Here is a 24,457-nt window from a genome sequence, read left to right on the forward strand (position 1 = left end):
CGTCATGCTCTCCTCCCCGTACCCCGTGCCGAACCTGCGCATCTGGCGGGCGGCGATGATCCTCGGATGGCTGAGAGGGGCCGTGGCCGGCGTGTGGGTCCTCGTCGACCCGCCGAAGTCGTACCAGGGCATCGGCCTGACCCTCACCATCATGTGGGGGATCATGCTCGCCGTCGGCTCCGCAGCGACCGCTCTCGCCCACGCGATCCGCTCCTACCAGATCGAGATCCCCGGCCTGATCCTCGCGCTCGGGGGGATCGTCGTCTACGACCACCTGTCCTGGCAGGCCACCTTCGGAGACTCGCACGGGTCCGGGCCCCGGGCGCTGCTCCTCGCACTCCTCGCGTTCCTGGTCGTCGGCCGGATCCGCATGCTGCTCTACATCGACCGTGAAGCCAGGAAGCTGGTCGACCTCCGGGAGGCGGTTGGATGAACAGCGACGCGGTCGGATTCATCCTCGCGCTCTTCACCGGTGGCTCCGTCGCGGGGCTCATCATCGCGGTCTCCTCGCGCCGGAAGGGGGTCCGGGATGCCGATGTAGCGGAGGAGTCCACCGCCATGCAAGGGCTCAAGGAGCTCACCGCCGAGCTGCGGGCCGAGCTGAACCGCCTCAAGGACGACCGGGAGAAGGACCTCGCCCGCATCGAGAAGATCGAGAAGGAGATCTCCGTCGAGCGGGACCTGCGGTGGCTCGCCATCTCCCACATCCGCGACATGTACGCGTGGATCTCCGAGCACGTGCCCGGCATAACCGTCATCCCCGTCCCCAGCACCCTCTCGCCCTACGTCCACGTCTCCCGAAAGGACCCCTCATAAACTCCCGCCGTGCCGTCACCCCCACCCGTGAGCCCGCCCTGACGGCCGGCGGCATCGCCGCCCTCGTCTCCGCGATTGTCGCCGTCCTCGCCGCAGCCGCACCGATCACCGCCGCGATCATCACCCGCGCGAAGGTCACCCCGTCCGTCGACGTCGTCGAGCAGCGCGCCGACGGTGACGTCGTCGCCGGCCCCGGTCACGACACCATCCCTGAGGGGGAGGTCATCCGCGCCGTCCACGGCTGACGTCCTCGTGCACGAGTGCCCTCGCCGCTCGGCACGGTTCTCGTCGTACTGGGCGGCCGAGGAGCGCCGCCGCGAGGATGACCTCGCTGACCGTGACGCAGGACGCCGATGACCGTCGAGCTGGGAACTTTCTGCTTCGTGCGTTGGTGGGCCCGCCATACTCGAATGCAAGAAATTGCAGGGCTTCGATCTCGGCGCGAACCTAGGTGATCCAGGTCACAATTCTCAACCTGACGCCTGAGGGCTGGACTGACAGTATTCATTGAGGTGAGCACGCTCCCAGAGGCCTGGACAGTCAGACCTTTGACGTGCTCGAAAGTTCATGCAGTCGACGGAATATGCACCCCATGTGACCCCTTTCACACCTTTGTCCGTTTCGTGGAAGGGGGTGGCGGCGGATCAGTAGCTTGCCGCTCATGAGCCACGAACGAGACCCGCGGATCAGCCGACGCACGCTCGCCCGCGGAGCAGCATGGACAGCCCCCACCGTGATCACCGCGGTCGCCGCACCAGCCGTCGCAGTTTCCATCCGGAAGGACCCCGGTCTCAATGGCTGGGTGAGGAACACCTACGAGGCAGGTTCCTGCGGTAGCGCCAACACGACGATCGAGGTCACGTCGATCGCCACCGGCACCACCCCTGACGGGGCGCCGTTCGGCCTCTACCTTTACGACACCGACAACGTGAAGTCCGTGACCGGTGCAACGATCACCTACTGGGTTCTCGGCGACCACGCCACCACCGGCAACACAGCGATCGCATGGTCCAACGCAAGCGGCCACTCCTCCTGTTGGAACTATCAGGGTCGCGTCGGAACTGCGGTCAAGCCGGACGGTCTCACCTACACCGGTTACCGCTGGAGCTACACCTGTGCGATCGATCCGAAGGCGACGACACGGGGCAATGACGGCATTAAGCGCGTCTTCCTGGGCAACTTCCACGTCACCACGAACTCCTTCCGCCAGCCCAATGGCTTCTGCGGCAAGCTGAACTTCTGGACCGAGCGTTCCATCGTCATCGACGGGGTTACCAAGACCTTCCAGCGTCGCAATGGCACGGACGGTGCCTACGTCAAGACTGCCGCCCGCTCCGCACGTTCGACGGACTCTCAGACCGAGAGCTCCCCCGAGGACGTGCGGACCGTCAACTCCTGACCCCAGTGGCAATGAAGCGCCCCCACTCTCCTACGGGAGGGTGGGGGCGCTTTCGTGCGTCCAGTCAGTGTCTTGCTGGCGCAAGAAGACGTTTACGGAGCTCTACGAGCCGATCGGTCTGGGTGCTCGTGGTGAAGTAGGTCGAGACATCGATGAGGTCCTGGTGGAGATCCTCCACGGTGGAAAGGATCCCCCTCTCGTAGCGGACACCGACACTGGCCCCGTGCAGGTGCAGGTACGTGACTCCGATGTCCGGGTACAGGATTCTGACGATGCCTTCAGGCCGAACCGTCGACCTCCACCCTTGCGAACGTTGTGCGCGGTCACTCCCCGGTCTTCCGGCACGAGATCGGCGTGCGCTTCCTTCAACGCTACGAAGTCGTCCCATATCGGATCGGTCGTCACGGCGGCGCGGGCTAGGTGGAACGCGGAGTAGAACTAGCAGACTGCGCCCCAACTATCTCCATCAGCTTCTCTCAACGCATCTCCCACACGCTCGTGGTACCGAGCGCGTTCGATGTGTTCAGCGCAGGCGAGCGGGGGTCCCGTCATACGACGGCGAGCTCGAACTGCGCCTCGGCGCGCGCACGCGCCTCGTCATGCTCAGAGAAGATGAACGTGAAGGACACCGCATCCTTCTCGAAGATCGGGTAGACGCTGCTCATCATCGTGCGGATGACGTCGTGCTGCGCAGATCGCGAGTCGTTCCTCAGGTCGATGTCGAAGACCACCTCGTGGGTGTCCTGGTTGATCGATGCCGTGAGGTCACGGAAGGTCGACCGTCCGAAGGCGTGCTCGACCATCGTCCCGATCGCGTCGATGAGATTCTGAGCATCGTTGGACATCAACAGCTCCTTCAGTAGCTTCGGCGGCGTAGGCGGTTGTCCACAGGGGGGACATCCCGGCGTCCACACCGTGTCGTTAGTGTGCTTCACGGACCCGGGCGCATGTCGCGTTCTTATGGTAGAAGCCTCATGGTTCCTGTGACCTGCAGGTATGCAAGACGTCAGGCGCCCCGGCGGGTCCCCGGAAGCGCCCCCAGGACAGGTGCCACAACACCTTGGCGACGAACTACACCACTGTAGTTATCCACAACTCGCGCGAGCTGCTGTGCCCGCTCGGCGCACTCCATCCGTGCCACCCAGTCGGCGTGCCAGTCGCACACCATGATCGCCTGCTCCCCGTCCTCGAGTCGCAGGGCGAGGACCATCGGCACCGTCCCGGGTGCGGTGCAGTCGAAGAGGTCGCAGTCAATCCCGTGAGGCTACGCGCGACACCCCACCCTCGTCACCCGTGGATCGCCGCAGACGGGCCCGTGCATCCGAGGACCTCCTGTCGCCCGCAGTCCCGGCACTCCCACGTCCTGTGCCCACCGGAGAGCGGTCCACCGCCACAGAGGCAGGACCGCCAGCCGACGACGAACCTCTAGCTGCCGCACGCACATGCCGGAGCCCGTGGGTCTTCGGAGCCGGGTCGATGCCGGCACGCGACGCGGCAGGCGACCAGAGGGACCGGTGGAACGTGTGGTAGACGATCGGCTTCCCACGCGTGTTCGTGAACACGAAGTCACCCGCAGCGCCCCGCTCCCCCAACGACTCGACGACCGCCTTCGTCGTCTCGATCCGCCGGCGCCCCTGCCGAGTCTTCGGCGTCCCGAGGATCCTCTTGTGCCCCTCCTCGTCGTGCTTCCACGCCTGCCGCACGTCGATATGCGTCTCATGCACGTCCCGCCACTGCGGGGCGGTCGCCTCACCCCAGCGCATGCCGGTCGCGGCGAGCAGCCACACGAGCGGCTTGTACCGGTCGCTCATCGCGGCGTGCAGTGCAAGGAACTCCCCGTCGGTGAGGATCTCGAGCTCGGCACGCTCGGCCTTCGGGAGCCTGACGCCCTTCGCTGCATTCACGGGGACCTGTCCCCGCTCGAGGGCGTGGCCGAGGATCGTCGACAGCAGGTCGTGCACGTTGCGGAGGGTCTTCGGGGAGACCTGCGTGGAGCGCGTGCGGACCCACTTCTCGATGCCAGCCTTGTCGATCAGCTCGACGGGGAGGATTGCGAAGTCCCGCTCGAGGCCGCTACGCGAGAGGATCCGGCGGTACTCGTTGGCCGTCGCTGGCGAGTCTCGATAGTGGCCATATCGGCCCCTCCTGTGTCCTGGGCTGTGCTCCTAAGACCACCGGAGGGGTCCGACATTCTGCCTGACCTGCGTCGATAGCAGTACCCCCAACGGGATTCGAACCCGTGTCGCCGGCGTGAAAGGCCAGTGTCCTGGGCCGCTAGACGATGGGGGCCCGGGGCAGCGAGCTGCCCGGGCCGAGCATACCCATGCCCGCGACCCGCGTGCGAGACGTCCCCGCCGCGATGCGGCGCACCCGACACCGTCGGCACCACCGGGACCACCGGGACCACCGGGCCGGAACCCGGCGAAGCCGCCGCGCGCCCCGCGCCACGACCCTAGGGTGAGGACTGCCGGCCACCCGCCGGCGCCGCCGCCGTCCCAGGACCACCTCCGTCCCGAGAAAGAGGAACCGATGCCGTCCGAGAACCCGGATCTCGCCATCGCCCAGGCCGCGACACTGCGCCCCATCGCCGAGATCGCCGCCCGCGCGGGCATCCCCGAGGAGGCGCTGATCCCCCACGGCCACCACATCGCGAAGGTGGACCGCTCGCGCGTGACCCCGTCGGGCGGCACGGGGAAGCTCGTGCTCGTCTCCGCCATGTCCCCCACCCCCGCGGGCGAGGGGAAGTCGACGACGACCGTGGGCCTCGCCGACGCCCTCTCCCTCGCCGGGAAGCGGACCATGGTCGCGCTGCGGGAGCCGGCGCTCGGCCCCGTGATGGGCGTCAAGGGCGGCGCGACCGGCGGCGGCCACGCCCAGGTGGTGCCGATGGAGAACATCAACCTGCACTTCACGGGCGACTTCCACGCGATCCAGATCGCGAACAACACGCTCGCCGCCCTCGTGGACAACCACCTCCACCAGGGCAACGAGCTCGGCATCGATCCCCGTCGTGTCCAGTGGCGGCGCGTCGTCGACGTCAACGACCGCGCCCTGCGCCATGTCGTCGTCGGCCTCGGCGGCCCCACCCAGGGCGTGCCGCGCGAGGACGGCTTCGACATCGTCGTCGCCTCGGAGATCATGGCGATCCTGTGCCTCGCGACTGACGTCGCCGACCTCGACCGCCGCATCGCCCGGATCGTCGTGGGCTTCCGCTTCGACCGCTCCCCCGTCACCGCCGGCGACCTCGGCGTCGCGGGCGCGATCACGCTGCTGCTCAAGGACGCGCTGCTGCCGAACCTCGTGCAGACCCTCGGCGGCACCCCCGCACTCGTGCACGGCGGCCCCTTCGCGAACATCGCCCACGGCTGCAACTCCCTCGCCGCGACCCGCCTTGCCCTGGACCTCTCCGAGGTGGTCGTCACCGAGGCCGGCTTCGGCTCGGACCTCGGGGCGGAGAAGTTCCTCGACATCAAGGCCCGCCTGGGCGGCCTCCACCCCGACGCGGCGGTGCTCGTCGCGACGGTGCGGGCGCTGAAGATGCACGGCGGCGTCGCGAAGGACGACCTCGCCGCGGAGGACGTCGACGCCGCTCTGCGCGGCACCGCGAACCTGCGCCGCCACGTCGAGAACCTGCGGCGCTTCGGCCTGGAGCCCGTCATCGCCCTGAACCGCTTCCCCACGGACACCGAGGCCGAGATCGACGCGGTGCTCGACTGGGCCCGCGAGCAGGGATGCCGGGCGGCGCTCTCCGAGGTGTGGGCCTCCGGCGGCGAGGGCGGGCGCGCCCTCGCCGAAGAGGTCCTCGCCGTGCTCGAGGAGGGCTCGGACTACCGCCCGCTCTACGACCCCGCCGACGGCGTGGAGGCCTCGATCCGCACGATCGCGACCGAGGTCTACGGCGCGGGCGAGGTGCTCCTGACCGACCGCGCCCCCGCCCAGCTGCGGATGCTGCGGCGCCACGGCTGGGACACGCTCCCCGTGTGCATGGCGAAGACGCAGTACTCCTTCTCCGAGGACCCGACCGCGCTCGGCGCCCCGGACGGCCACACGCTCCACGTGCGCGACCTCGTGCCGCGGATCGGCGCGGGCTTCGTCGTCGCGCTCACCGGCGCGGTGATGACCATGCCGGGGCTGCCGAAGGAGCCGGCCGCCCTGCGCATGGGGGTCGAGGCCGACGGCACCGCCCGCGGGCTCTTCTGACGGACCTCGTCGATCCCGCGCCGGGAGGGGCTCAGCGGCGCGCGTCGCGCTCCGCGACCTCCTCGGCCTCGCGCTCGGTCTCGTCGCCCAGGTCGAGGTCGTAGCTCTCGGGGTCGGGACCGAGGTCGTCGTCCTCGTCCTCGGGCTCGTCCCAGTTGCGGTCGATGACGGCGCCCGCGGCGTCCTCCGCGGCGACGACGTTCTCGGGGAAGCGGTGGTCCTCCGCCTGCGCCGCGAGGCCCTCGTGCGGGTCGTCGCCCTCGTCGAGGAAGCCGTCCTCGTCGTCGTCCTCGTCGCCCGCGTCCGCGAGGCGCGGGGTGAGCTCGTCGATCGCGTACTCGCCCCCGCGCACGAAGCCGCGGCGGAACGCGGCGCGGCCCACCATCGTGCTCGCCACGGGGACCGTGAGCATCTGCGCGACGAGCACGAGCACGAGCATCCCCGCGAGAGGCCAGGAGCCCACGAGCAGGGCGACGCCGCCGAACACGAGCATGAGGCCCAGGGTCTGCGGCTTCGAGGTCGCGTGCATGCGGGCGAGCACGCCGTCGAAGCGGTGCAGGCCCACGGCGGCGACGACCGTGAGCAGCACGCCGAGGGACATGAGCGCCACGGCGAGGATCTCGAGCGCGGTCATCGCGGGCCCTCCTCACGGCCGAAGCCCTCCACGAGCTCGTCGTCCTCGTCGTCGAGGGCATCGTGGGAGCCCGGGTCATCGTGGGAGTCCGGGCCACCGGCCCCGGGGCCGTCCCCGGCCTCCGGCCCCGGTCCGCCGTCGGCGTCCTCGTGGGCGTTGACGGGGATCTCCTCCCCCACCTCGACGTCCTGCCAGGTGTTCGCGCCGTCGGCGGTGCCGCCGGCCTCCCCCGCGAGGCCCTCGCCGTCGTCCCCGACGGCGACCCTCCCGGGCTGCTCGAGGTCGAGCGCCCGGAAGCCGCCCGTCGAGGAGGCCTCCCCGTGCGTGCGCCGGCCCGCGCGTGCCGGGTCCTCGCGCGCCACGAAGCGCGCGAAGGTGACGGTGCCGATGAAGGCGAGGCCCGTGAGGGTGAGCATCGAGGGCACGGCCCAGGCGGCGTGGGCGTGCGCCGTGTACAGGGCGAGGGCGAGCACCAGCAGCACCACGAGCATGTCGGTGGCGACGGCGCGGTCCAGGATCGTGGGGCCGATGATCATGCGCACCACGACCGCGATCGCGGTGAGGGCGAGCACGCCGCCGAGCACGAGCAGGGCGATGTCGACGGGGGTCATCGCAGTCCCGCCTCCTCGAGCACCTCGCGGCGGGCGAGGGCGAGCAGCAGCCGCCGCTCCTGCGCCCGGGTCGCCTCGCGCTGCGCCTCCGCCTGCTCCTCGTCCGCCGCACCGATGACGTGGAGGAAGAGGGTGCCCGTGGCCCGCTGCGCCTCGACCACGACGGAGCCGGGGATGAGGGTCGCGAGCACGGCGGTCATGGTGAGGAAGAAGTCGGAGCGGCTCGCGAGGGTCACCGCGATCACCGAGCTCGGCGGCTGTCCCGCGGGTCGGATCGCGTACCAGCCCACCTGGACCGCGGAGACCATGAGGTCGGCGAGGAAGCGCACGAGGAACGACGCGAAGCGCAGCGGCCGCAGGGTCAGCTCGTGGCCGACGGGCGGCATCGGGAACAGCACCATGACGAGTGCCGCGACGAGCAGGCCGCCGAGGACCGTCTTGAGGTCGACCGCGCCCCACAGCAGGCACCACACGACGACCGCCAGGAGCAGCCCCACCCAGGAGCGGCGCAGGTCACCGAACGTGCGGGTCATCGCTCCACCACCTTCTCGCCGGCGTCGTCGATGCGGTACTGGAGCTCGCCGGCGGCCTCGTCACCGAGCACCGCGGAGACGTACGGGGTGCGCTCGAGAACGGCGCGGGCGGCCTCGTCGGAGTAGGTCATGAGCGGGCCCGCGACCAGCGTGAGCCCCACCGAGAAGGCCACGAGGGCGGTGGTCGCCCCCGTCATCACGCGCGGCACGGGATGGTCGTTCGCGACGACGTCCTCCGAGGGCGCCTGCCAGAAGGCGCGGTTCCAGATCTTCGCGATCGCGTACAGGGTGAGCAGGCTCGTCAGCACGCTCGCCCCCACCAGGATCCAGCCGGCGGGCCGGTCGTAGGCGATGCCGGCCTCGACGAGCCCCACCTTCCCGATGAAGCCGGAGAACGGCGGGATGCCCGCGAGGTTCATGGCGGGCACGAAGAACAGCACCGCGATCACGGGCGCGGCCTTCGCGAGGCCGCCCAGCCGCGCGAGGTTCGTGGTGCCGCCGCGCTGCTCGATGAGACCCGCGACGAGGAACATCGTGGACTGCACGGTGATGTGGTGGGCGACGTAGAAGATCGTCGCCGTCATGCCCAGGCGGGTGCTCACGCCGAGGCCCAGCAGCATGTAGCCCATGTGGGAGACGAGGGTGAAGGACAGCACGCGCTTGAGGTCCGTCTGCGCGACCGCGCCGAGGATGCCGATCACGAGGCTCAGCGCGGCGGCCGCGAGGAGCAGGTTCGACAGCTGCGAGGCGGGGAAGAGCAGCGTCTCCAGGCGCAGGATCGCGTAGATGCCGACCTTGGTGAGCAGGCCCGCGAAGACCGCCGTGACGGGCGCCGGCGCGGTGGGGTACGAGTCCGGCAGCCATGCGCTCAGCGGGAAGATCGCGGCCTTGATCGCGAAGGCGACGAGCAGCAGCAGCTCGAGCACCATGCGCGTGCCCTCCTGCAGGCCGTCGAGCCGCACCGCGAGCATCGCCATGTTGACGGTGCCGGTCGCGGCGTAGATCGCGGCGATCGCGGAGAGGAAGATGACGGAGCTCAGCAGCGAGACGATGACGTAGGTCGTCGCGGCGCGCACGCGGCTCGCGGAGCCGCCCAGGGTGAGCAGCACGTAGCTCGAGGCGAGCAGCACCTCGAAGCCCACGTAGAGGTTGAACAGGTCCCCCGCGAGGAAGGCCATGGAAACGCCCGCGACCAGCGCGAGGTACGTGGGGTGGTAGATCGCGACCGGGGTGCGCTCGGAGTTCTCGGCGACCGTCTGCCCGCTCGAGTAGAGCAGCACCGCGAGGGTCACCGCGCTCGAGACGAGCAGCATGAGCGCGGTGATCCTGTCCGCGACCAGCACGATCCCCTGGGTGGGGGTCCAGTCGCCGATCTGGAGGACGAGCACGCCGCTCCCGGGGACCAGCGCGATGAGCGCGATCGCGACCGCGAGGATCGCGGCGAGGGTGAGGATCGCGAGCCACAGCTGGACCTTGTGGCGGTGGCGCAGCAGCAGGGTCGCGGCAGCCCCGGCGAGCGGCAGGACGACGGGGAGGGCGAGGAGCAGCTCCATGTCTCAGGCCTCCCCTCTGCCGTCGCGGTGGTGGTGGTCGGTCTCGACGGCGGGCCCGGCGCCGGGCGCCTGGGCGGGATCCCCCGTGGTCGGCGCGCTGTCGGTCTCGTCGGGGCCGCCGGGGTCCTCGGGTCCGTCGGGCTCGTCGCGCGCACCCGCGGCCCCGGCGGGCCGGCGCGCGGGTCGCGCCTCGCCCTCGTCGGCCTCGGTCGCGTCCTGCGGGACGTCCTCGGCGCCGGAGAGGTCGTCGCCCAGCGGGTCCTCGGGCCGGCCCGCCTCCTGCGAGCGGCGCAGCGCACCGCGGCGCGCCTCCTCGCTCAGGGCCTGCGACCACGGGAGGTCGTCGGCGTCCCCGCTGCGGCGGCGGCTGCGGCGCAGCACGCGGCGGTCCTCGACGTCGTCGGGGACCTCGTCGTGGCCGAAGAGCTGCCAGGCCCGGTAGGCGAGGGCCATGCCGAAGGCGGTCACGCCGAGCGAGATGACGATCGCGGTGAGCACCATCGCGAGCGGCAGCGGGTCCGTCATCTCCGACGGCTCCGCCGTGCCCTCGAAGGGCGGCGTGCCGGGACGGCCGGCCGCGACGACGAACAGCAGGTTCACGCCGTTGCCGAGCAGCACGAAGCCGAGCACCACGCGGGTGAGGGTGCGCTCGAGGACGAGGTACACGCCGCAGGCGATGAGCACGCCGGCGGTGAGCAGGAGGGCGAGGCTAACGGACATCGGACTCCGCCTCCTGCTGCTGGTCGATCTGCGCGCCGAGGGTGCGCAGGAAGTCGAGGATCACGCCGAGGACCACGAGGTACACGCCCACGTCGAAGAGCAGGGCGCTCGGCAGGTGGACCTCGCCCAGCAGCGGCACGTGCAGGACCGGGGTGACGGTCTGGAAGATCGTGCCGCCGAACAGCAGCGGCAGCACCGCGGCGGCGGAGGCGATCGCCATGCCGGTGCCGAGCACGAGGCCCGCCTGGACGGGCGCGGCCTCGGTGAGCTCGTAGCGGCCGCCCGCGAGATAGCGCAGGGTCAGAGCGAGACCGGCGACGAGGCCGCCCGCGAACCCGCCGCCGGGCAGGTTGTGGCCCGCCATGAGCAGGTACACGGAGAACATCATCATCACCGGGAAGGCGAGGCGGGTGATGACCTCGAGGATCACCATGCGGCGCTCGGGGGCGAGGGTCAGGCCCGCGGAGAGCCAGGTGCGCCAGCGGTTCGCGCCGGTGACCTCGTCGGTGCGGGCGTCGAAGTTCAGGACGTTCTGCGGGAGCGGGGTGTCCGGGTGGCGGCGCCAGATCGAGGCGCCCGCGGTCAGGTCCCGCACGCGGGAGATGCCCTGCTCGCGGCGGGTCACGAAGATGAGGGAGGCGACGCCGGTCGCGACCACGAGCAGCACGGTGATCTCGCCGAAGGTGTCCCACACGCGGGCGTCGACGAGGGTCACGTTGACGACGTTGTGCCCGCCGCCGGAGGTGTAGGCGGGCTCGATGAGCTCGGGGCCCAGCGGGTCGAGGTAGCGGGCGTCGGCCGCGTAGAGCGCCGCGCCGCAGAGGGTGACGGCCGTGCCGATCGCGATCCCCCAGCGCCCGATCGCCCCGATCCTCAGCGGTCGGCGCGAGAAGTGCAGGGGCAGGCGGCGCAGGACCAGCACGAGCACGACCGTCATCGCGGTCTCGACGAGCACCTGGGTGAGGGCGACGTCCGGGGCACCGGAGACGAGGAACAGGACGGCGACGCCGTAGCCGGTGACGGAGATGAGGAAGACGGCCCGCAGCCGGCGCCGGGAGCGGGCCGCGCCGATCGCGGCGAGCGCGGCGACCGGGAGCACGAGCAGCTCGACCGGCGAGTGGAAGGGCACGAGGTTCTGCGGCAGCGGGGCCTGGGTGAGCGCGACGGGGACGGTCAGCGCGATCATCACGACGAGCATCGTGCCGAGCGTGTACGGCAGGGAGCCGCGCTGGAACAGCGGGGTCACGGCGACGGCGAGCGCGTCGACGCCGCGCATCGTGCGGCGGAACAGGCGCTCCGCGTCGAGGAACTCCTGGAGCCCCTCGCGCGCCCAGGTCATCGGGGAGACCGCACGCTGGAGCCGCTGCACCGGGCGGGCGGCGACCGCGAGCAGCGCGCCGAGGCCCAGGGTGACCACGGACGCCAGGAGCGGCACCCCCAGGTGGGGCACGACGAGCAGGTGGGCGTGGGTCTCCTGCTCCGGCAGCACCGCGGCCGCGCCGGCCAGCAGGTCCTCGAGCGGCCCCGCGAGGGCGACGAGCACCACCGAGAGCGCCGCGATCGCGGCAGGCGGCAGCCAGAACAGCACGGGGATCTGCGGGGTGCGGGCGCGCGGGGCACCGGCGGAGCGACCGAAGGCGCCCTGCACGAAGCGCCACGAGTAGGCGACGGTGAGCACGGAGCCCGCGACGAGCGCGACGAGCAGGCCCCGCTGGTAGGCGCCGCCGTACCAGAGCGCCGTGTACACGGACTCCTTCGCGACGAAGCCCAGCAGCGGCGGCACCGCGGCCATCGAGGCGGCCGAGACGATGCCGATCACGGCGACGACGGGCACGGCGCGCCCCACCCCGGAGAGGACGCGCAGGTCACGGGTGCCGAACTTCTTGTCGATGATCCCGACGACCATGAACAGGGGCGCCTTGAACACGGCGTGAGCGACGAGCATCGCGAGCCCCGCGAGCACCGCGTCCTGCGTGGCGAGGGCGCCGATCGCGGCGAGGAAGCCGAGCTGGGAGACGGTGCCGTAGGCGAGCAGGAGCTTGATGTCCGTCTGCCGCAGGGCGCGCCACCCGCCCAGCAGCATCGTCGCCGCCCCGATCACCGAGACGACGACCTGCAGCACGTCGAGCACGGACAGCGCCGGGGCGAGGCGCAGGATCAGGTACACGCCGGCCTTCACCATCGCGGCGGCATGGAGGTAGGCGGAGACGGGGGTGGGCGCGGCCATCGCGCCGGGCAGCCAGAAGTGCGTGGGCACGAGCGCGGACTTCGACATGGCGCCCGCGAGCACGAGCACGACGGCGGTGACGAGGTACGGGCCGGGGGCGGACCACATCGGGTCGGTGAGGATCGCGGAGAGCCGGAGGGACCCGGCGGCCTGGCCCAGCATCAGCAGACCCACGAACATCGCGAGGCCGCCCGCGGTGGTCGAGACGAGCGCGTTCATCGCGGCGCGGCGGGAGGACTGCTTCTCCTGGTAGTGCCCGATGAGCAGGTAGGAGAAGACGGTCGTGAGCTCCCAGAAGGTGTAGAGCACCATGACGTCGTCCGCGAGGACGAGGCCCACCATCGCGCCGGCGAAGGCGGTGAGCACCCCGGCGAAGCGCCCCAGCGCGGGCTCGGTGTCCTTGAAGTAGCGGGCGCAGTACAGGAGCACGATCGCGCCGATCCCGGTCGCGATGAGCGCGAGCACCCAGCTCAGCGTGTCCACACGGAAGGCGAGCCCGATCCCGAAGGCCGGGATCCAGTCCGCGGAGATGTCGACCGGGGCGCTCGCGAGGGACGCCGGGTCGAAGGCCGTGGCGAGCCAGAGCGCGGAGCCCGCGGGCACGAACGCGAGCGGGTAGAAGGCGTTGCGGCCCAGCATCCTCACCAGCAGCGGCGCGAGGAGCGCGGCGAGCAGATGGGCGAGGAGCATGAACAGCATGCGGTCTCCGTCCATCGCGGGGGAAAGGGCCTCGTCCAGTCTACTGTCCGGGGTCCGCCCCCTCCCGCCGTCCGGGACACTTCTCACTCTCGGCGAACACGGGCATCCTGCGCCGGCGCCCGCGGGCTTCGTACAGTGACCCCATGCCCGCGACCTCGCGCCCCGCCGCCCCCCGCTCCCTGCGCCGCGCGGTCACCGCCTTCGCGCTCTGGGACGGCGGGATGTCCGCCTTCAGCTCGGTGATCCTCACCTTCGTGTTCTCGACCTACGTCGCGAGCGCCGTCGCCGCGGAGGGCGCCGTGGGCGACGCCGCCGTGAAGGCCGCGCAGGACCACGGCTCGCAGGTCCTCACCACCTGGCAGGCCGTCGGCGCGGTCGCGATCGCGCTGCTCGCCCCGCTCCTGGGGAACCTCGCGGACCGCGGCGGGGTGCGCAACGCCCTGCTGCGGATCACCACGCTCGCGACCGTCGCGATCGTCGCCCTCATGCCCACGGTCGCCCGGGACGCGGACTTCCTGGTCTGGGGCGCGGTCCTCATCGCGCTCGGCGTCGTGACGAGCGAGCTCGCGGGGGTGTTCGTGAACTCGGTGCTGCCGGAGATCTCCACGCCCGCGAACCGCGGCCGCGTCTCGGGGACCGCGTGGGCGGTGGGCTACTGGGGCTCGATCGTGTGCCTGGGCGTCGTGCTGGTCGGCTTCGTCATGCCGGGCACGGGCCTGCTCGGGATCACGGGCGAGGCGGGCTGGAACCTGCGGGCGATCCCCGTGTTCGTCGCGCTGTGGATCCTCGCCCTGACCCTGCCGCTGCTGCTGTGGGCGCCCCGGCACGAGGCCCTCGAGCCCGCGGCGCGGTGGACGCCCTGGCAGGGCTACGCCGACATCGCCCGTCGCGTGGTGCGGGCGGTGCGCGAGGAGCCCGTCATGCTGCAGTACCTCGTGGCCTCGGCGATCTACCGCGACGGCCTGGGCGCCGTGTTCTCGATCGCGGGCGTGCTCGCGGCGAACGCGTACGGCTTCACGACCGTCGAGGTGATCGTCTTCGGCATCGCCGCGAACCTCGTCGCCGGGATCGGGGTGTTCCTGGGCGGAAGGATCGACGACGCCGTGGGGCCGCGGCCGGTGATCATCGGCGGCTGCGCGGCGATCGTGGTCCTCGGCCTCGTGGTCCTCTTCCTGCCGGCGACCCTCGTGTTCTGGATCGCGGGCCTCGCGATCTGCCTCTTCGTGGGCCCGGTGCAGTCCGCCTCGCGGAACCTGCTCACGCGCCTCTCGCAGCCCGGCCGGGAGACGGAGAACTTCGGCCTCTACGCGACGACGGGCCGGGCGCTGGGCTTCCTCGGCACCGCGGCCTTCGCGCTCGTGGTCTGGATCGCGCAGGACACCCGCACCGGGATCCTCGGGATCGTCGTCGTCATCGCGATCGGCCTGCTGGCCTTCGTGCCGATCCGCCTGGGCGGCGCGGGGCGCGCGGCCTCCGCCGCGGTCTGAGGAGGAGGGCTCAGACGAGGTCCGCAGGATCCACGAGGAAGCCCTCGAGGTCCACGACGTAGCCGCCGACGCTCTCGACGAGCAGGCCCGCGAGCAGCCCGATCCGGCGGTAGGCCGCCATCCAGCGCTCCTCCGTCGCCGCGTCGGGCAGCTCGGTCTCCTCCTCATCGGGATCCGCGGGCAGGTGCACGATCGCGTAGTCCACGGCCCCGTCGATCCAGCCCAGCCGCGCGAGGGCCGTGGGAGCGGAGCTGCGTCCCACGCGCAGGGCGATCTCCTCGCCCTCCCCCACAGGGATCGTGACGCTGTAGCCGGCGGCGGCGGCGCCGTCCGGCACCTCGTCGAGCTCCGCCTCGGGCTCGAGCGGCGCGAGGAGCTGCGCGAGGGACTCCGGGGCGAGTGCGTGCGGGCTCACCACGGTGAGGTCGCGGACGTGGAAGGGGTGCGGCTCCAGCCGCACGCCGCCGTCGGTGACGACCGCGCCGTGCAGGCGCCGCGCGAGGGACCACAGCAGGTCCAGCGCCTCGCGCTCCGCACCGAAGGGCAGGCCCTCGGGGAAGGCGCGGCCGTAGCCGCGGAGGTCGTCGCCGCCCTCGGGGGCCGGGTCCTCGCGGTCCCGGTCGACCTCGAGGGTCCAGCGGCCCGCGCCGCGCGGCGAGGTGTCCGGGACGAGCAGCGCCCCGTCTCCGAGGTCGAGCGCGCCGTCCTCACGGTGGGAGGCCGCGGGGCGCACGTTCGTGATCATCGTCAGCACGTCCTCCGGCGCGGTGTCCCGCGGGAGCTGCAGGCGGTGGGAGGTGCGAGCGGTCACTGCTCCTCCTGGAGGGGGATGCGGGTGCGGTGGAAGTTCAGGTGCGAGCGCGAGGCGGTGGGGCCGCGCTGGCCGTGGTACCGGTTGAGGTTGCCCTCGCTGCCGTAGGGGCTCTCCGCGGCGGAGGACAGCCGGAAGAAGCACAGCTGCCCGATCTTCATGCCCGGCCACAGCGCCACGGGGAGCGTCGCCATGTTCGAGAGCTCGAGGGTGATGTGCCCCTGGAAGCCCGGGTCGATGAAGCCCGCGGTGGAGTGGGTCAGCAGGCCCAGGCGGCCGAGCGAGCTCTTCCCCTCGAGCCGCGCGGCGACGTCGTCCGGCAGGGTCACCTGCTCGTAGGTGGAGGCGAGCACGAACTCGCCGGGGTGGAGCATGTACGGCTCGTCGGGGTCCACGGCGACCTCGCGCGTGAGCTCCTCCTGCTCGACCGACGGGTCGATCATCGCGTACTTGTGGTTGTCGAAGAGCCGGAAGAAGCGGTCGATGCGCACGTCGACCGAGGCCGGCTGGATCATCTGCGCGTCGAAGGGGTCCAGGCGCACGCGCCCGCCCTCGATCTCGGTCCGGATGTCGTGGTCGCTCAGCAGCACGCGTGCCAGCCTAGCCCGCCCCGTCGTGGTCGTCAGCCGGCGTCCGATTCGCGCCGCGGCCTGGGCACGGGGTATGCTCTCGGAGGTCGTCGGCCGATGCCGGCGCATGCGGGTGTAGTTCAATGGTAGAACTTCAGCTTCCCAAGCTGACAGCGCGGGTTCGATTCCCGTCACCCGCTCTCGGACAGGAACCGCAGGCCATCGGCCTGCGGTTCCTGCGTACACGGGGGCGTGGGCCCCACGACCCCGGAGGCGTGATGCCCAAGATCATCGGAGGCTCGCTCGAGGAGCACCGCGAGCGCACCCGGGAGAAGATCTTCGCGGCGCTCGGCGAGCTCCTCGAGGCGCAGGACTTCGACGCGGTGACCTTCTCGGCGATCGCCGAGCGCGCCGGGGTGGGTCGCACCGCGATGTACAACCACTTCCCGGACAAGGACACGCTCCTGGTCGCGTACGCGATGCACGAGACGGCCGGGTACATCGAGCAGCTCCGCGCCTCGACCGCGGGCGCCCCCTCCCCCGTCGAGGCGGTGCGCAGCTACGTGCGCACCCAGCTCGAGCTGTCCCTCACCTTCCACATGCCGCAGTCCTCGACGATGCGCACCGCCCTCACGGCGGAGAACGCGGCGCGGATGCGGGAGCACGTCGTGCTCATCGAGGAGGTGCTGCGCACGATCGTCCGGGACGGCGTGGCCGACGGTTCCTTCTCCCCCGCGCTCGACGTCGACGCGACGGTGCGGATCGTCAACGGCCTCGTCGTGGGACCGACGGCCCGGCGCTACTCCCCCGAGGCGCTCGAGGACTTCGTCCTGCGCGGTCTCGGCGCGGATCCCACGGCCTGATCCCGCAGGCCGTCAGCGACGGTCCTCGTCGCTCTCCCAGCTCATCGAGTCGATGGTCTCGAGCTCCTCGTCGTCGCGGTCGTCCCGGCGGCCGAAGAGCGGCGCGGAGACCTCGCCCTCCCCGTCCTCGAGATCGACCTCGGGAGCGGTCGCGGCGACCACCCAGGTGACGACGACGATCGCGATCGCGACGACGGCCACGCCCCAGCGCAGGTAGTGGCTCGTGCCGCCGGTGATCATCGCGACCGGCGAGGAGACCACGAGGGCCCCCGCGAGCGCGCCGACCAGCAGCAGCGGGGCGGCGGTCGCGCCGAGCGTCGAGCGCAGGACGCCCGTGAGCACGGCGCCGCCGAGGGCGCCGGAATGGCCCCAGGAGCCGGGACCGCCGTAACGGCCCGCGGCGATCGTGTCCGCGGCGCCCTCGAGCGTCGCGGCGGAGCCGATCGCCCAGACGCCGAGCCCGGCCGCGGTGAGCGCCGTGCCGACCACGTAGCCGGCCAGGGCGCTCGGCCCCAGCCCGTAGGCGGCGACGACGGGGGCGAGCAGGGCGACGGCGAGGGCCGGCACGGCGGCGCGGCGCGAGCCGTCGCGCAGGTCGCCGACGCTCAGGCGGTCCTGGTCCTCGAGCAGCGCGGCGCGCGCGGCGACCACGGCGAGGGCGCCCGCCCGGCGCGCGGCGTCGGCGAGCGAGGCGAGGACCAGCAGCACGGCCATGATGCCGAGGGCGAGGCCGCCCAGCAGGGTCACGGACTGCGGGGTGACCGCGTGCAGCGCCCGCTCCTCCCACACCGAGGAGGCGCGGGCGGCGACCTGGACGGTCGTGACGACGGGGCCGACGGCCGCGAGGCCGCCGAGCACGGCGGCGAGCAGCAGCGCCAGGCGGGGGCCGGTCGCGGAGGCGGTGGCCGCCTCGCGCCGTTCGCGGTCCGCGCCGGGACGGTCCAGCAGGGTCGTCGCGAGGAAGGACGCCCCGAAGCCGCTGACGACGACGAGGGCGCCGAGGCCCGCATGGACGAGCAGGGCGAGGGCGAGCGCGGGGATCCCGGCGGAGAGCACGCTGATCACGGCCGCGACGAGGACCACCAGGCCCAGGGCGGAGGCGGCGACGAGGGCCGCGGAGCCGAGGCCCGCGACGGTGCCGAGGGCCCCGCCGGTGCGGCTCGTGCGGGCCGCGCGCAGCACGCTCCCGCCGTGGCGGTCCGCGAGCGTCCCGCCGAGCAGCACGACGCCGAGGGCCACGAGGGCGCCGAGCGCGAGGGCGCCCGCGACCACGGTCGCCGGGGAGATCGTGTACAGGGTGAGGACGTCGAGGAAGGCGCCGGCGTCCCGGGAGTCGTCGGTCGCGGAGATCCACTGCGACATGTCGGTGACCGCGGACTCGATCTGCGGCTCGAGATCGGTGCGGGCCATCGGCTCGTTGCCCGCGATCGCGGTGTCGGTGAACTTGCCCATGCCGACCTGGTCGAAGCGCAGGTTCTTGTACGCCGAGGGCAGCCACAGCGCAGCGGCGACCACGGCGCCGACGCCGCCGGCGAGGGCGGGCGCGAGAGCGCCCAGGCGCAGGCGCCCGGCGATCGGCCCCTCCCCGCGCACGACCGGCCAGAGGGCGGAGGCGAGGGCGACGAGCAGGGACGTGCCGAGCGCGAGCAGCACCACGAGCACCGCCTCGCCCGCGAGCACGGGCAGGCCGATCTGCAGGCCGAGGGCCGCGAGGGCGGCGGCGACGGCGACGAGGTCCGCGGCGAGGCCGCCGCCGCGGCGGGCCATCCGCGCCGAGCGCAGCAGCGGGGCGCCGAGGTTGTCCTCGGCGTCGACGGCGAGCTCGTGCTCGTCCGTGCCCACGAGCACGGCGGCCGCATCGCCCGCGGCGTCCGCGGTGACGGCGGTCGCGCGCAGGGCGAGGGCGGAGACGGCGGCGCCCGCGGCGAGCGCCACGAGCGGGGCGGAGGCCGCCTGCTGGAGGAACCACAGGGACAGCGAGACCGGGAGCACCACGAGCGCGAGGGCCCCGGCGACGGTCAGCGCGCCGAGGCGCGGCAGCAGGGTCCCGCGGCGCTCCTCGTCCAGGCCGAGCGCCGCGATCTGCACGGCGGTGCCGCGCCACGCGGCGAGCGGACCCAGCAGCAGGCCCACGAGCATCAGGGCGGAGCGCAGGATCCGCTGGTCCGTGTCCCCCGGCAGGAGGAGCGCGAGCAGCACGAGCGGGAGGCCGATCCACAGGATCACGGATCCGCCCGCGCTGAGCCCGCGCCCGAGGCGCAGGCCGAGCTCGGGGTCGATCTCCGCGCCGTCCTCGTCGCGCCGCAGCCGGGAGGGCACGACGGCCCCCGCCACGAGCGAGGCGATCGAGAGGACGCCGAGGATGAGCAGCGCGACGGCGAGGTCGTCGCCGAGCGGGAAGTCGGTGATGAGGTCCACGATCAGCTTCCGGGAGGGGTCAGGCGAGCAGCGAGAGGTCCAGGGTGGTGGGCGCGCCCTCGACGACGCGGATCGGCACCCCCCAGTCCTGCTGGTGCATGTGGCAGGCGGGGAACTCGACGGCCGGGTCCGCATCGCACGAGGCGGCGCGCGCGTTGATGTGCAGCACGCCCTCGGTGTACGCGGGATCCAGCTCGATGGTCCGCTCGAGGTCGGTGCCGACCCCGCTGCCCGCGGTGATCATCGTCTGCGGGGTCGTCGAGACGGTGACCTGGGTCGAGGGGCCGAGCGAGTTGTCGAGCTTGTGCCCCTCGGGCGGGGTGAACAGGACCCGCACGGTGAGGGGGCCGGGGCCCACCTCGGTCGCGGGGCGCTCGGAGCGCTGGGCCCCGTGGTCCAGGACGCGCTCGGCGGCCTTCGCGACGGGCACCCAGGTCACGCGGTGGGCACCGGACTCCACGACGACGAGCTGGCCGATCCCGTCCACGGGCGGGCCGACGATCGCGCCGGAGGGCTCGTCGAGATCGGTCGCGACGGTGACGACGGTCGCGGAGCCGTCCTCGGCGCCGTGCTCGTCGATCAGGCGGATCGCGCCGTTGTAGGTGTCCGCGACGGCGATCCGGCCGTCGGGCAGGGCGGTCACGCCGAGCGGGTGCTGCAGGCGCGCGTCCTCCGCCGGGCCGTCGACGTGGCCGAAGTCGAACAGGCCCTTGCCCACGAGCGTCGAGACGGTCATGGTCTGCGGGTCGATGACGCGCACGGCCGAGGACTCGGAGTCCGCGACGACGATACGGCCGTCGGCGAGCTCGTCCACGCCCGAGGGCTGCGCCCACCAGGAGCTGACGACGGGGCCGTCGACGAGGCCCTCCTGGGTGGTGCCGGCGAGCACCATGAGCGCCCCGGTGACGGGGTCGAAGGTCCACATCTGGTGGATGCCGGCCATGGTGATCATGGCCCGGTTCAGCGCATGGGACCAGGTGAGGTCCCACGGGGTGGAGAGGGAGAAGCTGCGGGGGTCGCCCTCGCCTCGGGGCAGCGGCTCGCCCTGCATCCACTGCGCGCCGGTGCCGGCGACGGTCGTGACCTCGGTGGCGGTGCGGGGGCGCAGCAGGCGGTCCTGCCCCACCTTCACACCGCGCAGGAGGTGGTTGGCGGTGTCCGCGACGAGCAGGTCGTAGCCGACCTCCTCCGCGATCTCCTCCGGAAGGGCGATGACGCCGTTGGGCTCGGCGAGCTGCGCGGTCTCCGCGTCGCCGTCGGTGCGGCCGCGCCGGCCCTCGCCGATGACCTCGTCGACGGTCGCGCCGTCGACCTCGAAGACGACGAGCCGGTGCTGGCCCGCGTCGGAGACGACGAGCCGGCCGTCGGGCAGGGCGGCGAGCTTCGAGGGGAAGCGGAGGGTCTGGGGCACGCGCTCGGCGAGCACGGTGGGGGCGGGCCCGCGGCGCAGGGAGCCGTCGGCCTCGCCCTCGGCGACGAGGCGGCCGATCAGCTGGTCGAGGTTCGCGGCGTGCCCCTCACCGGAGAGGTTGCCGGCGATGCGACCCTGTGTGTCGAGCACCATGAGGGTGGGCCAGGCGCGGGCGCCGTACTCGGTCCAGGTGAGCAGCTCGGGGTCGTCGAGCACGGGGTGGGTGACCTCGTAGCGCTCGATGTTCGCCTCGAGCGCGACCGGGTCCTTCTCGAACTCGAACTTCGGGGAGTGCACGCCGATGACGACGAGCTCCTCCGCCCACTTCTCCTCGAGCGGCCGCAGCTCGTCGAGGACGTGGAGGCAGTTCACGCAGCAGAAGGTCCAGAAGTCGAGGAGCACGATCTTGCCGCGCAGGTCCTCCAGGCTGAGGTCCGCCCCGCCCGTGTTGAGCCAGCCGCGGCCCCGGAGGGCGGAGCCGTGCGCACGGGCGGTGAGGGGCCGGGAGGCGTCGTCGGGGGTCGTCATGGGGACCAGTGAACACCGCGAGCCTGGACGGTGGCCAACTCATCCACCAGGAGCGGACACGACGCGCCCGGGGGCGGACGAGTGCGTCACATCCGTGTCATCTGCGGGCCGCCGGGCGCGACCTGGGTCACCAGGTGCGGATCCAGGCGGCGAGCTCCGGGTCCGCGAGGCTGCCGAGCACGAGGTCCGCCGGCGGCGCCGTGGCGCCGGCGACGGGCACCGCGATGAGGCGCAGCCCGGCGGCCCGGGCGGCGCGGGCCCCGGTCCCGGAGTCCTCGAGGGCGAGGGCGGCGCCGGGCTCCACGCCGAGGGCGCGGGCCGCGGCGGCGTACATGTCCGGGGCGGGCTTGGGGTTCTCGACGGTGTCGGAGGCCTCGAGCACCGTGAAGCGGTCCCGCAGGCCGCCCGCGGTGAGCTTGTGCTCGAGCGCCTCGAGCCACGAGTTCGACGCGCAGCCCAGCGGCACCCGGGCAGCGGCCTCGCGCAGGGTGTCCTCGGCGCCGGGCATGAGGCGGATCCCGCCGGAGAGCTCGCGGTCGAACTCGCGGCGCAGCAGCGCGAGCACGGCGGGCTCCTCGCGTCCGGAGCGGGCGGCGAGGACCTCGGCGGCGACCTCGATCGTCGAGCCGTGGAGCACCTCGCCGTCCTCGGGGAGCAGCACGGCGCCGATCCGGGCGACGACGGCGTCCTGGGCGCTCTGCCAGACGGTCTCGGTGTCCAGGAGCAGGCCGTCGCAGTCGAAGACCACGGCCTGCGGGGTCCAGTCGCCGAAGGCCGCGCGGAAGCGGTCCGGGACGGGGCGGGGGGCGTCGGCGGTCATCGGCGGCGCTCCCATCCGGCGACCCACTCCCTCAGCACGGGGTCCTCGAGGGAGGCGAGGGTGCGCGGGGCCTCCGGCGCCTGGCCGGGGACGGAGGGCACGGCGAGGAGGTGCAGGCCCGCGGAGGTCGCGGCGCGGCCGCCCACCTCCGAGTCCTCGAGGGCGAGGCAGTCGCCCGGCGCGGCGCCGAGGGCCGCGGCGGCGGTGAGATAGAGGTCCGGGGCCGGCTTGCCGTGGGCGACGTCGTCGATGCTGACGGTCGCGTCGACCACGTCGAGCAGACCGATCGCGGCGAGCTTCGCGTCGAGCAGGTCCCGCGGGGAGTTGGAGGCGACGGCGACCGGGACGGCCGCGGCGGCGGCGCGCACGATCTCGACGGCGCCGGGGAGCGGGGGCTCCTGCTCGGTCACGTCCTCGCGGTGCGCGGCGAACAGCTCGTCGGCGACGAGGAGCGGCTCCTTGCCGACGTGCTCGGCGATCGTGGTGACGACGACCTCCGCGGACTGCCCGGTGACCGCGCGGCGCGTGACCTCGTCGAAGGCGGCGCCGTGGGAGGCGAGGTACGCGTCCTGGAGCACGACCCAGCGCGACTCGGTGTCCACGAGCAGGCCGTCGCAGTCGAAGACGACGGCCGCGGGGGTCCACGCGGGCGGCCAGCTCGCGAGCGGGGACGGGAGCGGCTGCGGGCGGGCGGAGGCGGGGGGTCGGCTCATGATGTCCCCAGCGTATCGACCGCGCGGGGCGGGTGCCGAGGCACCCACCCCGCGCGGCCCGGGTGGTCGCTCCTCAGAGCCCGAGCGCCGCGAAGCCGCGGTCGAGGTCCGCGAGGATGTCGTCGATGTGCTCGATGCCCACGCTGAGGCGCACGAAGCCCGGCTCGACGCCCGCCGCGCGCTGCTCCTCGGGGCTCAGCTGCGAGTGCGTCGTCGAGGCGGGGTGGATGACGAGGCTGCGCACGTCGCCGACGTTCGCGACGTGCGAGTGCAGCTCGAGGGCGTCGACGAAGGCGGTGCCCGCCTCGAGGCCGCCCTCGAGGGTGAAGCCCAGCACCGAGCCCGCGCCGAGCGGGAGGTACTTCTGCGCCCGCTCGAAGTAGGGCGAGTCCGGGAGGCCCGCGTAGGCGACGGAGACGATGCCCTTCGTCGTGGTCAGGTGCTCCGCGACCTTCTGGGCGTTCTCGACGTGGCGCTGCACGCGCAGCGGGAGGGTCTCGAGGCCCTGGGCGATGAGGAAGGCGCTGTGCGGGGCGATCGCGGGGCCCAGGTCGCGCAGCAGGGCCACGCGGGCGCGGATCGCGTACGGCGGGAGCGCGGGGACCAGCGAGGTGTAGACGAGGCCGTGGTAGCTCGGGTCGGGCTCGTTGAGCAGCGGGAAGCACTCCGGCTCGGCCGCGTAGTCGAAGGTGCCGCCGTCGACGATGACACCGGCGATCGTGGTGCCGTGCCCGCCCAGGAACTTCGTGGCGGAGTGGACGACGACGTCGGCGCCGTGCTCGAGGGGGCGCAGCAGGTACGGGGTCGCGATGGTGCTGTCGACGATGAGCGGGACGCCCGCCTCGTGGGCGACGCCGGAGACGCCCTCGATGTCGAGCACGTCCTGGCGCGGGTTCGGGATCGTCTCGGCGAAGAAGGCCTTGGTGTTGGGCCGGACGGCGGCGCGCCAGGAGTCCAGCGAGTCGGGGTCCTCGACGAACACCGGCTCGATCCCGAGGCGGGAGAGGGTGTTCTTGAAGAGGTTGTGGGTGCCGCCGTACAGGCTCGGGGAGACGACGACGCTGTCCCCCGCCTGGGCGACCGTGAGGATCGAGAGCGTGATCGCGCTCTGGCCGGAGGCGACGAGCAGCGCGGCCGCGCCGCCCTCGAGGGCGGCGATGCGGTTCTCGACCGCCTCCTGGGTGGGGTTGGTGATGCGGGTGTAGATGGGGCCCAGCTCGGCGAGCGCGAAGCGGTCCGCGGCGGTCTTCGCGCTGTCGAAGACGTAGCTCGTGGTCTGGTAGATCGGCAGCGCGCGGGCGCCGGTGGTGGGATCGGGCTCCTGCCCCGCGTGGATCGCGAGGGTCTCGAAGCGCGGGCCGGGAGCGGCGGTGTCGGTCAACGTTCCTCCAGGGGTGCTGGGCGGCGGAATGCCGGATGCGGCACAGCCTCGCCCGCGCCGGTGC

At 72.6% G+C, this 24,457-nt stretch carries 21 protein-coding genes and 2 tRNA genes; 7 read left to right on the forward strand and 16 right to left on the reverse strand.

Going from position 1 to position 24,457, the window contains the following annotated elements:
- Positions 1-4 precede the first annotated feature (4 nt).
- From ACYVAP_RS01880 to ACYVAP_RS01890, 3 genes are all read left to right on the forward strand, one after another.
- Positions 5-433 carry a hypothetical protein gene (locus tag ACYVAP_RS01880; RefSeq protein ID WP_498859285.1) on the forward strand — a complete coding sequence of 143 codons (429 nt, stop codon included), beginning with the start codon at positions 5-7 and terminating at the stop codon, positions 431-433.
- On the forward strand, positions 430-816 hold the full coding sequence (locus tag ACYVAP_RS01885) for a hypothetical protein (RefSeq protein ID WP_498859286.1): 387 nt from the start codon (positions 430-432) through the stop codon (positions 814-816). The genes ACYVAP_RS01880 and ACYVAP_RS01885 overlap by 4 nt, the downstream gene beginning before the upstream one ends.
- A gap of 661 nt (positions 817-1,477) precedes the next feature.
- Positions 1,478-2,215, forward strand: coding sequence for a hypothetical protein (locus ACYVAP_RS01890; RefSeq protein WP_498859287.1), 738 nt, complete (start codon positions 1,478-1,480; stop codon positions 2,213-2,215).
- 548 nt (positions 2,216-2,763) lie between these two features.
- Here ACYVAP_RS01890 and ACYVAP_RS01895 read toward each other — a convergent pair.
- The 3 genes from ACYVAP_RS01895 to ACYVAP_RS01905 all read right to left on the reverse strand — a co-directional run bounded on the left by ACYVAP_RS01895 (position 2,764) and on the right by ACYVAP_RS01905 (position 4,504).
- Positions 2,764-3,060, reverse strand: a complete 297-nt coding sequence (locus ACYVAP_RS01895; RefSeq protein WP_498859288.1) for a hypothetical protein — start codon at positions 3,058-3,060, stop codon at positions 2,764-2,766.
- 405 nt (positions 3,061-3,465) lie between these two features.
- A complete protein-coding gene (locus ACYVAP_RS01900) occupies positions 3,466-4,176 on the reverse strand; it encodes a tyrosine-type recombinase/integrase (RefSeq protein ID WP_498859289.1) in 711 nt (236 codons plus the stop codon).
- A gap of 255 nt (positions 4,177-4,431) precedes the next feature.
- Positions 4,432-4,504, reverse strand: a tRNA-Glu gene (locus tag ACYVAP_RS01905).
- 240 nt (positions 4,505-4,744) lie between these two features.
- On the opposite strand from ACYVAP_RS01905, the gene ACYVAP_RS01910 reads away from it, so the two are divergent.
- Entirely contained in the window at positions 4,745-6,415 is a 1,671-nt protein-coding gene (locus tag ACYVAP_RS01910) for a formate--tetrahydrofolate ligase (protein ID WP_498859290.1), read from the forward strand.
- Between the two features lie 31 nt (positions 6,416-6,446).
- On the opposite strand, the gene mnhG is transcribed toward ACYVAP_RS01910, so the two are convergent.
- From mnhG to ACYVAP_RS01940, 6 genes are read right to left on the reverse strand one after another with little or no spacing between them, the layout of a single operon-like run.
- Positions 6,447-7,049 carry a monovalent cation/H(+) antiporter subunit G gene (gene mnhG, locus ACYVAP_RS01915; RefSeq protein WP_264451493.1) on the reverse strand — a complete coding sequence of 201 codons (603 nt, stop codon included), beginning with the start codon at positions 7,047-7,049 and terminating at the stop codon, positions 6,447-6,449.
- Positions 7,046-7,660 (reverse strand): MrpF/PhaF family protein, encoded by a 615-nt coding sequence (locus tag ACYVAP_RS01920; RefSeq protein WP_498859291.1) that lies wholly within the window; start codon positions 7,658-7,660, stop codon positions 7,046-7,048. The genes mnhG and ACYVAP_RS01920 overlap by 4 nt, the downstream gene beginning before the upstream one ends.
- Positions 7,657-8,193: a Na+/H+ antiporter subunit E gene (locus tag ACYVAP_RS01925; RefSeq protein WP_498859292.1), complete on the reverse strand. Its 537-nt coding sequence runs from the start codon at positions 8,191-8,193 to the stop codon at positions 7,657-7,659. Before ACYVAP_RS01925 ends, ACYVAP_RS01920 begins: the two co-directional genes overlap by 4 nt.
- On the reverse strand, positions 8,190-9,746 hold the full coding sequence (locus ACYVAP_RS01930; protein ID WP_498859293.1) for a proton-conducting transporter membrane subunit: 1,557 nt from the start codon (positions 9,744-9,746) through the stop codon (positions 8,190-8,192). Before ACYVAP_RS01930 ends, ACYVAP_RS01925 begins: the two co-directional genes overlap by 4 nt.
- Before the next feature lie 3 nt (positions 9,747-9,749).
- A complete protein-coding gene (locus tag ACYVAP_RS01935; RefSeq protein WP_137769952.1) occupies positions 9,750-10,466 on the reverse strand; it encodes a Na(+)/H(+) antiporter subunit C in 717 nt (238 codons plus the stop codon).
- Entirely contained in the window at positions 10,456-13,392 is a 2,937-nt protein-coding gene (locus tag ACYVAP_RS01940; protein ID WP_498859294.1) for a Na+/H+ antiporter subunit A, read from the reverse strand. The genes ACYVAP_RS01935 and ACYVAP_RS01940 overlap by 11 nt, the downstream gene beginning before the upstream one ends.
- A 143-nt stretch (positions 13,393-13,535) precedes the next feature.
- Between ACYVAP_RS01940 and ACYVAP_RS01945 the strand changes: the two genes are divergently transcribed.
- Positions 13,536-14,879, forward strand: coding sequence for an MFS transporter (locus ACYVAP_RS01945; RefSeq protein WP_498859295.1), 1,344 nt, complete (start codon positions 13,536-13,538; stop codon positions 14,877-14,879).
- A gap of 10 nt (positions 14,880-14,889) precedes the next feature.
- On the opposite strand, the gene ACYVAP_RS01950 is transcribed toward ACYVAP_RS01945, so the two are convergent.
- Positions 14,890-15,690 carry a hypothetical protein gene (locus ACYVAP_RS01950; RefSeq protein ID WP_498859296.1) on the reverse strand — a complete coding sequence of 267 codons (801 nt, stop codon included), beginning with the start codon at positions 15,688-15,690 and terminating at the stop codon, positions 14,890-14,892.
- On the reverse strand, positions 15,687-16,280 hold the full coding sequence (gene dcd, locus ACYVAP_RS01955) for a dCTP deaminase (protein ID WP_264451484.1): 594 nt from the start codon (positions 16,278-16,280) through the stop codon (positions 15,687-15,689). The genes ACYVAP_RS01950 and dcd overlap by 4 nt, the downstream gene beginning before the upstream one ends.
- Before the next feature lie 108 nt (positions 16,281-16,388).
- Between dcd and ACYVAP_RS01960 the strand changes: the two genes are divergently transcribed.
- A tRNA-Gly gene (locus ACYVAP_RS01960) sits at positions 16,389-16,459 on the forward strand.
- Between the two features lie 78 nt (positions 16,460-16,537).
- A complete protein-coding gene (locus ACYVAP_RS01965; RefSeq protein ID WP_264451483.1) occupies positions 16,538-17,122 on the forward strand; it encodes a TetR/AcrR family transcriptional regulator in 585 nt (194 codons plus the stop codon).
- 12 nt (positions 17,123-17,134) lie between these two features.
- Here ACYVAP_RS01965 and ACYVAP_RS01970 read toward each other — a convergent pair whose 3' ends face one another.
- The 5 genes from ACYVAP_RS01970 to ACYVAP_RS01990 form a co-directional block, all read right to left on the reverse strand.
- Entirely contained in the window at positions 17,135-19,540 is a 2,406-nt protein-coding gene (locus ACYVAP_RS01970) for a pyrophosphatase (RefSeq protein ID WP_498859297.1), read from the reverse strand.
- A gap of 19 nt (positions 19,541-19,559) precedes the next feature.
- A complete protein-coding gene (locus ACYVAP_RS01975) occupies positions 19,560-21,479 on the reverse strand; it encodes a redoxin domain-containing protein (protein ID WP_498859298.1) in 1,920 nt (639 codons plus the stop codon).
- A 127-nt stretch (positions 21,480-21,606) separates the two neighbouring features.
- Positions 21,607-22,299 (reverse strand): HAD family hydrolase, encoded by a 693-nt coding sequence (locus ACYVAP_RS01980; RefSeq protein ID WP_498859299.1) that lies wholly within the window; start codon positions 22,297-22,299, stop codon positions 21,607-21,609.
- Positions 22,296-23,012, reverse strand: coding sequence for an HAD family hydrolase (locus ACYVAP_RS01985; protein ID WP_498859300.1), 717 nt, complete (start codon positions 23,010-23,012; stop codon positions 22,296-22,298). Before ACYVAP_RS01985 ends, ACYVAP_RS01980 begins: the two co-directional genes overlap by 4 nt.
- A gap of 73 nt (positions 23,013-23,085) precedes the next feature.
- On the reverse strand, positions 23,086-24,393 hold the full coding sequence (locus tag ACYVAP_RS01990) for an O-acetylhomoserine aminocarboxypropyltransferase/cysteine synthase family protein (protein WP_498859301.1): 1,308 nt from the start codon (positions 24,391-24,393) through the stop codon (positions 23,086-23,088).
- Positions 24,394-24,457: the final 64 nt, after the last annotated feature.

The organism is Brachybacterium horti (assembly GCF_054777615.1).

What these genes read in the sequence shown, in the direction of transcription:
- ACYVAP_RS01945 (WP_498859295.1), top strand. Translation starts at nt 13,536, where the DNA reads ATGCCCGCGACCTCGCGCCCCGCCGCCCCCCGCTCCCTGCGCCGCGCG.
- ACYVAP_RS01895 (WP_498859288.1), bottom strand. Translation starts at nt 3,060, where the DNA reads ATGTCCAACGATGCTCAGAATCTCATCGACGCGATCGGGACGATGGTC.
- ACYVAP_RS01980 (WP_498859299.1), bottom strand. Translation starts at nt 22,299, where the DNA reads ATGACCGCCGACGCCCCCCGCCCCGTCCCGGACCGCTTCCGCGCGGCC.
- ACYVAP_RS01940 (WP_498859294.1), bottom strand. Translation starts at nt 13,392, where the DNA reads ATGCTGTTCATGCTCCTCGCCCATCTGCTCGCCGCGCTCCTCGCGCCG.
- ACYVAP_RS01880 (WP_498859285.1), top strand. Translation starts at nt 5, where the DNA reads ATGCTCTCCTCCCCGTACCCCGTGCCGAACCTGCGCATCTGGCGGGCG.
- ACYVAP_RS01930 (WP_498859293.1), bottom strand. Translation starts at nt 9,746, where the DNA reads ATGGAGCTGCTCCTCGCCCTCCCCGTCGTCCTGCCGCTCGCCGGGGCT.
- ACYVAP_RS01920 (WP_498859291.1), bottom strand. Translation starts at nt 7,660, where the DNA reads ATGACCCCCGTCGACATCGCCCTGCTCGTGCTCGGCGGCGTGCTCGCC.
- ACYVAP_RS01925 (WP_498859292.1), bottom strand. Translation starts at nt 8,193, where the DNA reads ATGACCCGCACGTTCGGTGACCTGCGCCGCTCCTGGGTGGGGCTGCTC.
- ACYVAP_RS01885 (WP_498859286.1), top strand. Translation starts at nt 430, where the DNA reads ATGAACAGCGACGCGGTCGGATTCATCCTCGCGCTCTTCACCGGTGGC.
- ACYVAP_RS01935 (WP_137769952.1), bottom strand. Translation starts at nt 10,466, where the DNA reads ATGTCCGTTAGCCTCGCCCTCCTGCTCACCGCCGGCGTGCTCATCGCC.
- ACYVAP_RS01890 (WP_498859287.1), top strand. Translation starts at nt 1,478, where the DNA reads ATGAGCCACGAACGAGACCCGCGGATCAGCCGACGCACGCTCGCCCGC.
- ACYVAP_RS01985 (WP_498859300.1), bottom strand. Translation starts at nt 23,012, where the DNA reads ATGAGCCGACCCCCCGCCTCCGCCCGCCCGCAGCCGCTCCCGTCCCCG.
- ACYVAP_RS01910 (WP_498859290.1), top strand. Translation starts at nt 4,745, where the DNA reads ATGCCGTCCGAGAACCCGGATCTCGCCATCGCCCAGGCCGCGACACTG.
- mnhG (WP_264451493.1), bottom strand. Translation starts at nt 7,049, where the DNA reads ATGACCGCGCTCGAGATCCTCGCCGTGGCGCTCATGTCCCTCGGCGTG.
- ACYVAP_RS01975 (WP_498859298.1), bottom strand. Translation starts at nt 21,479, where the DNA reads ATGACGACCCCCGACGACGCCTCCCGGCCCCTCACCGCCCGTGCGCAC.
- ACYVAP_RS01965 (WP_264451483.1), top strand. Translation starts at nt 16,538, where the DNA reads ATGCCCAAGATCATCGGAGGCTCGCTCGAGGAGCACCGCGAGCGCACC.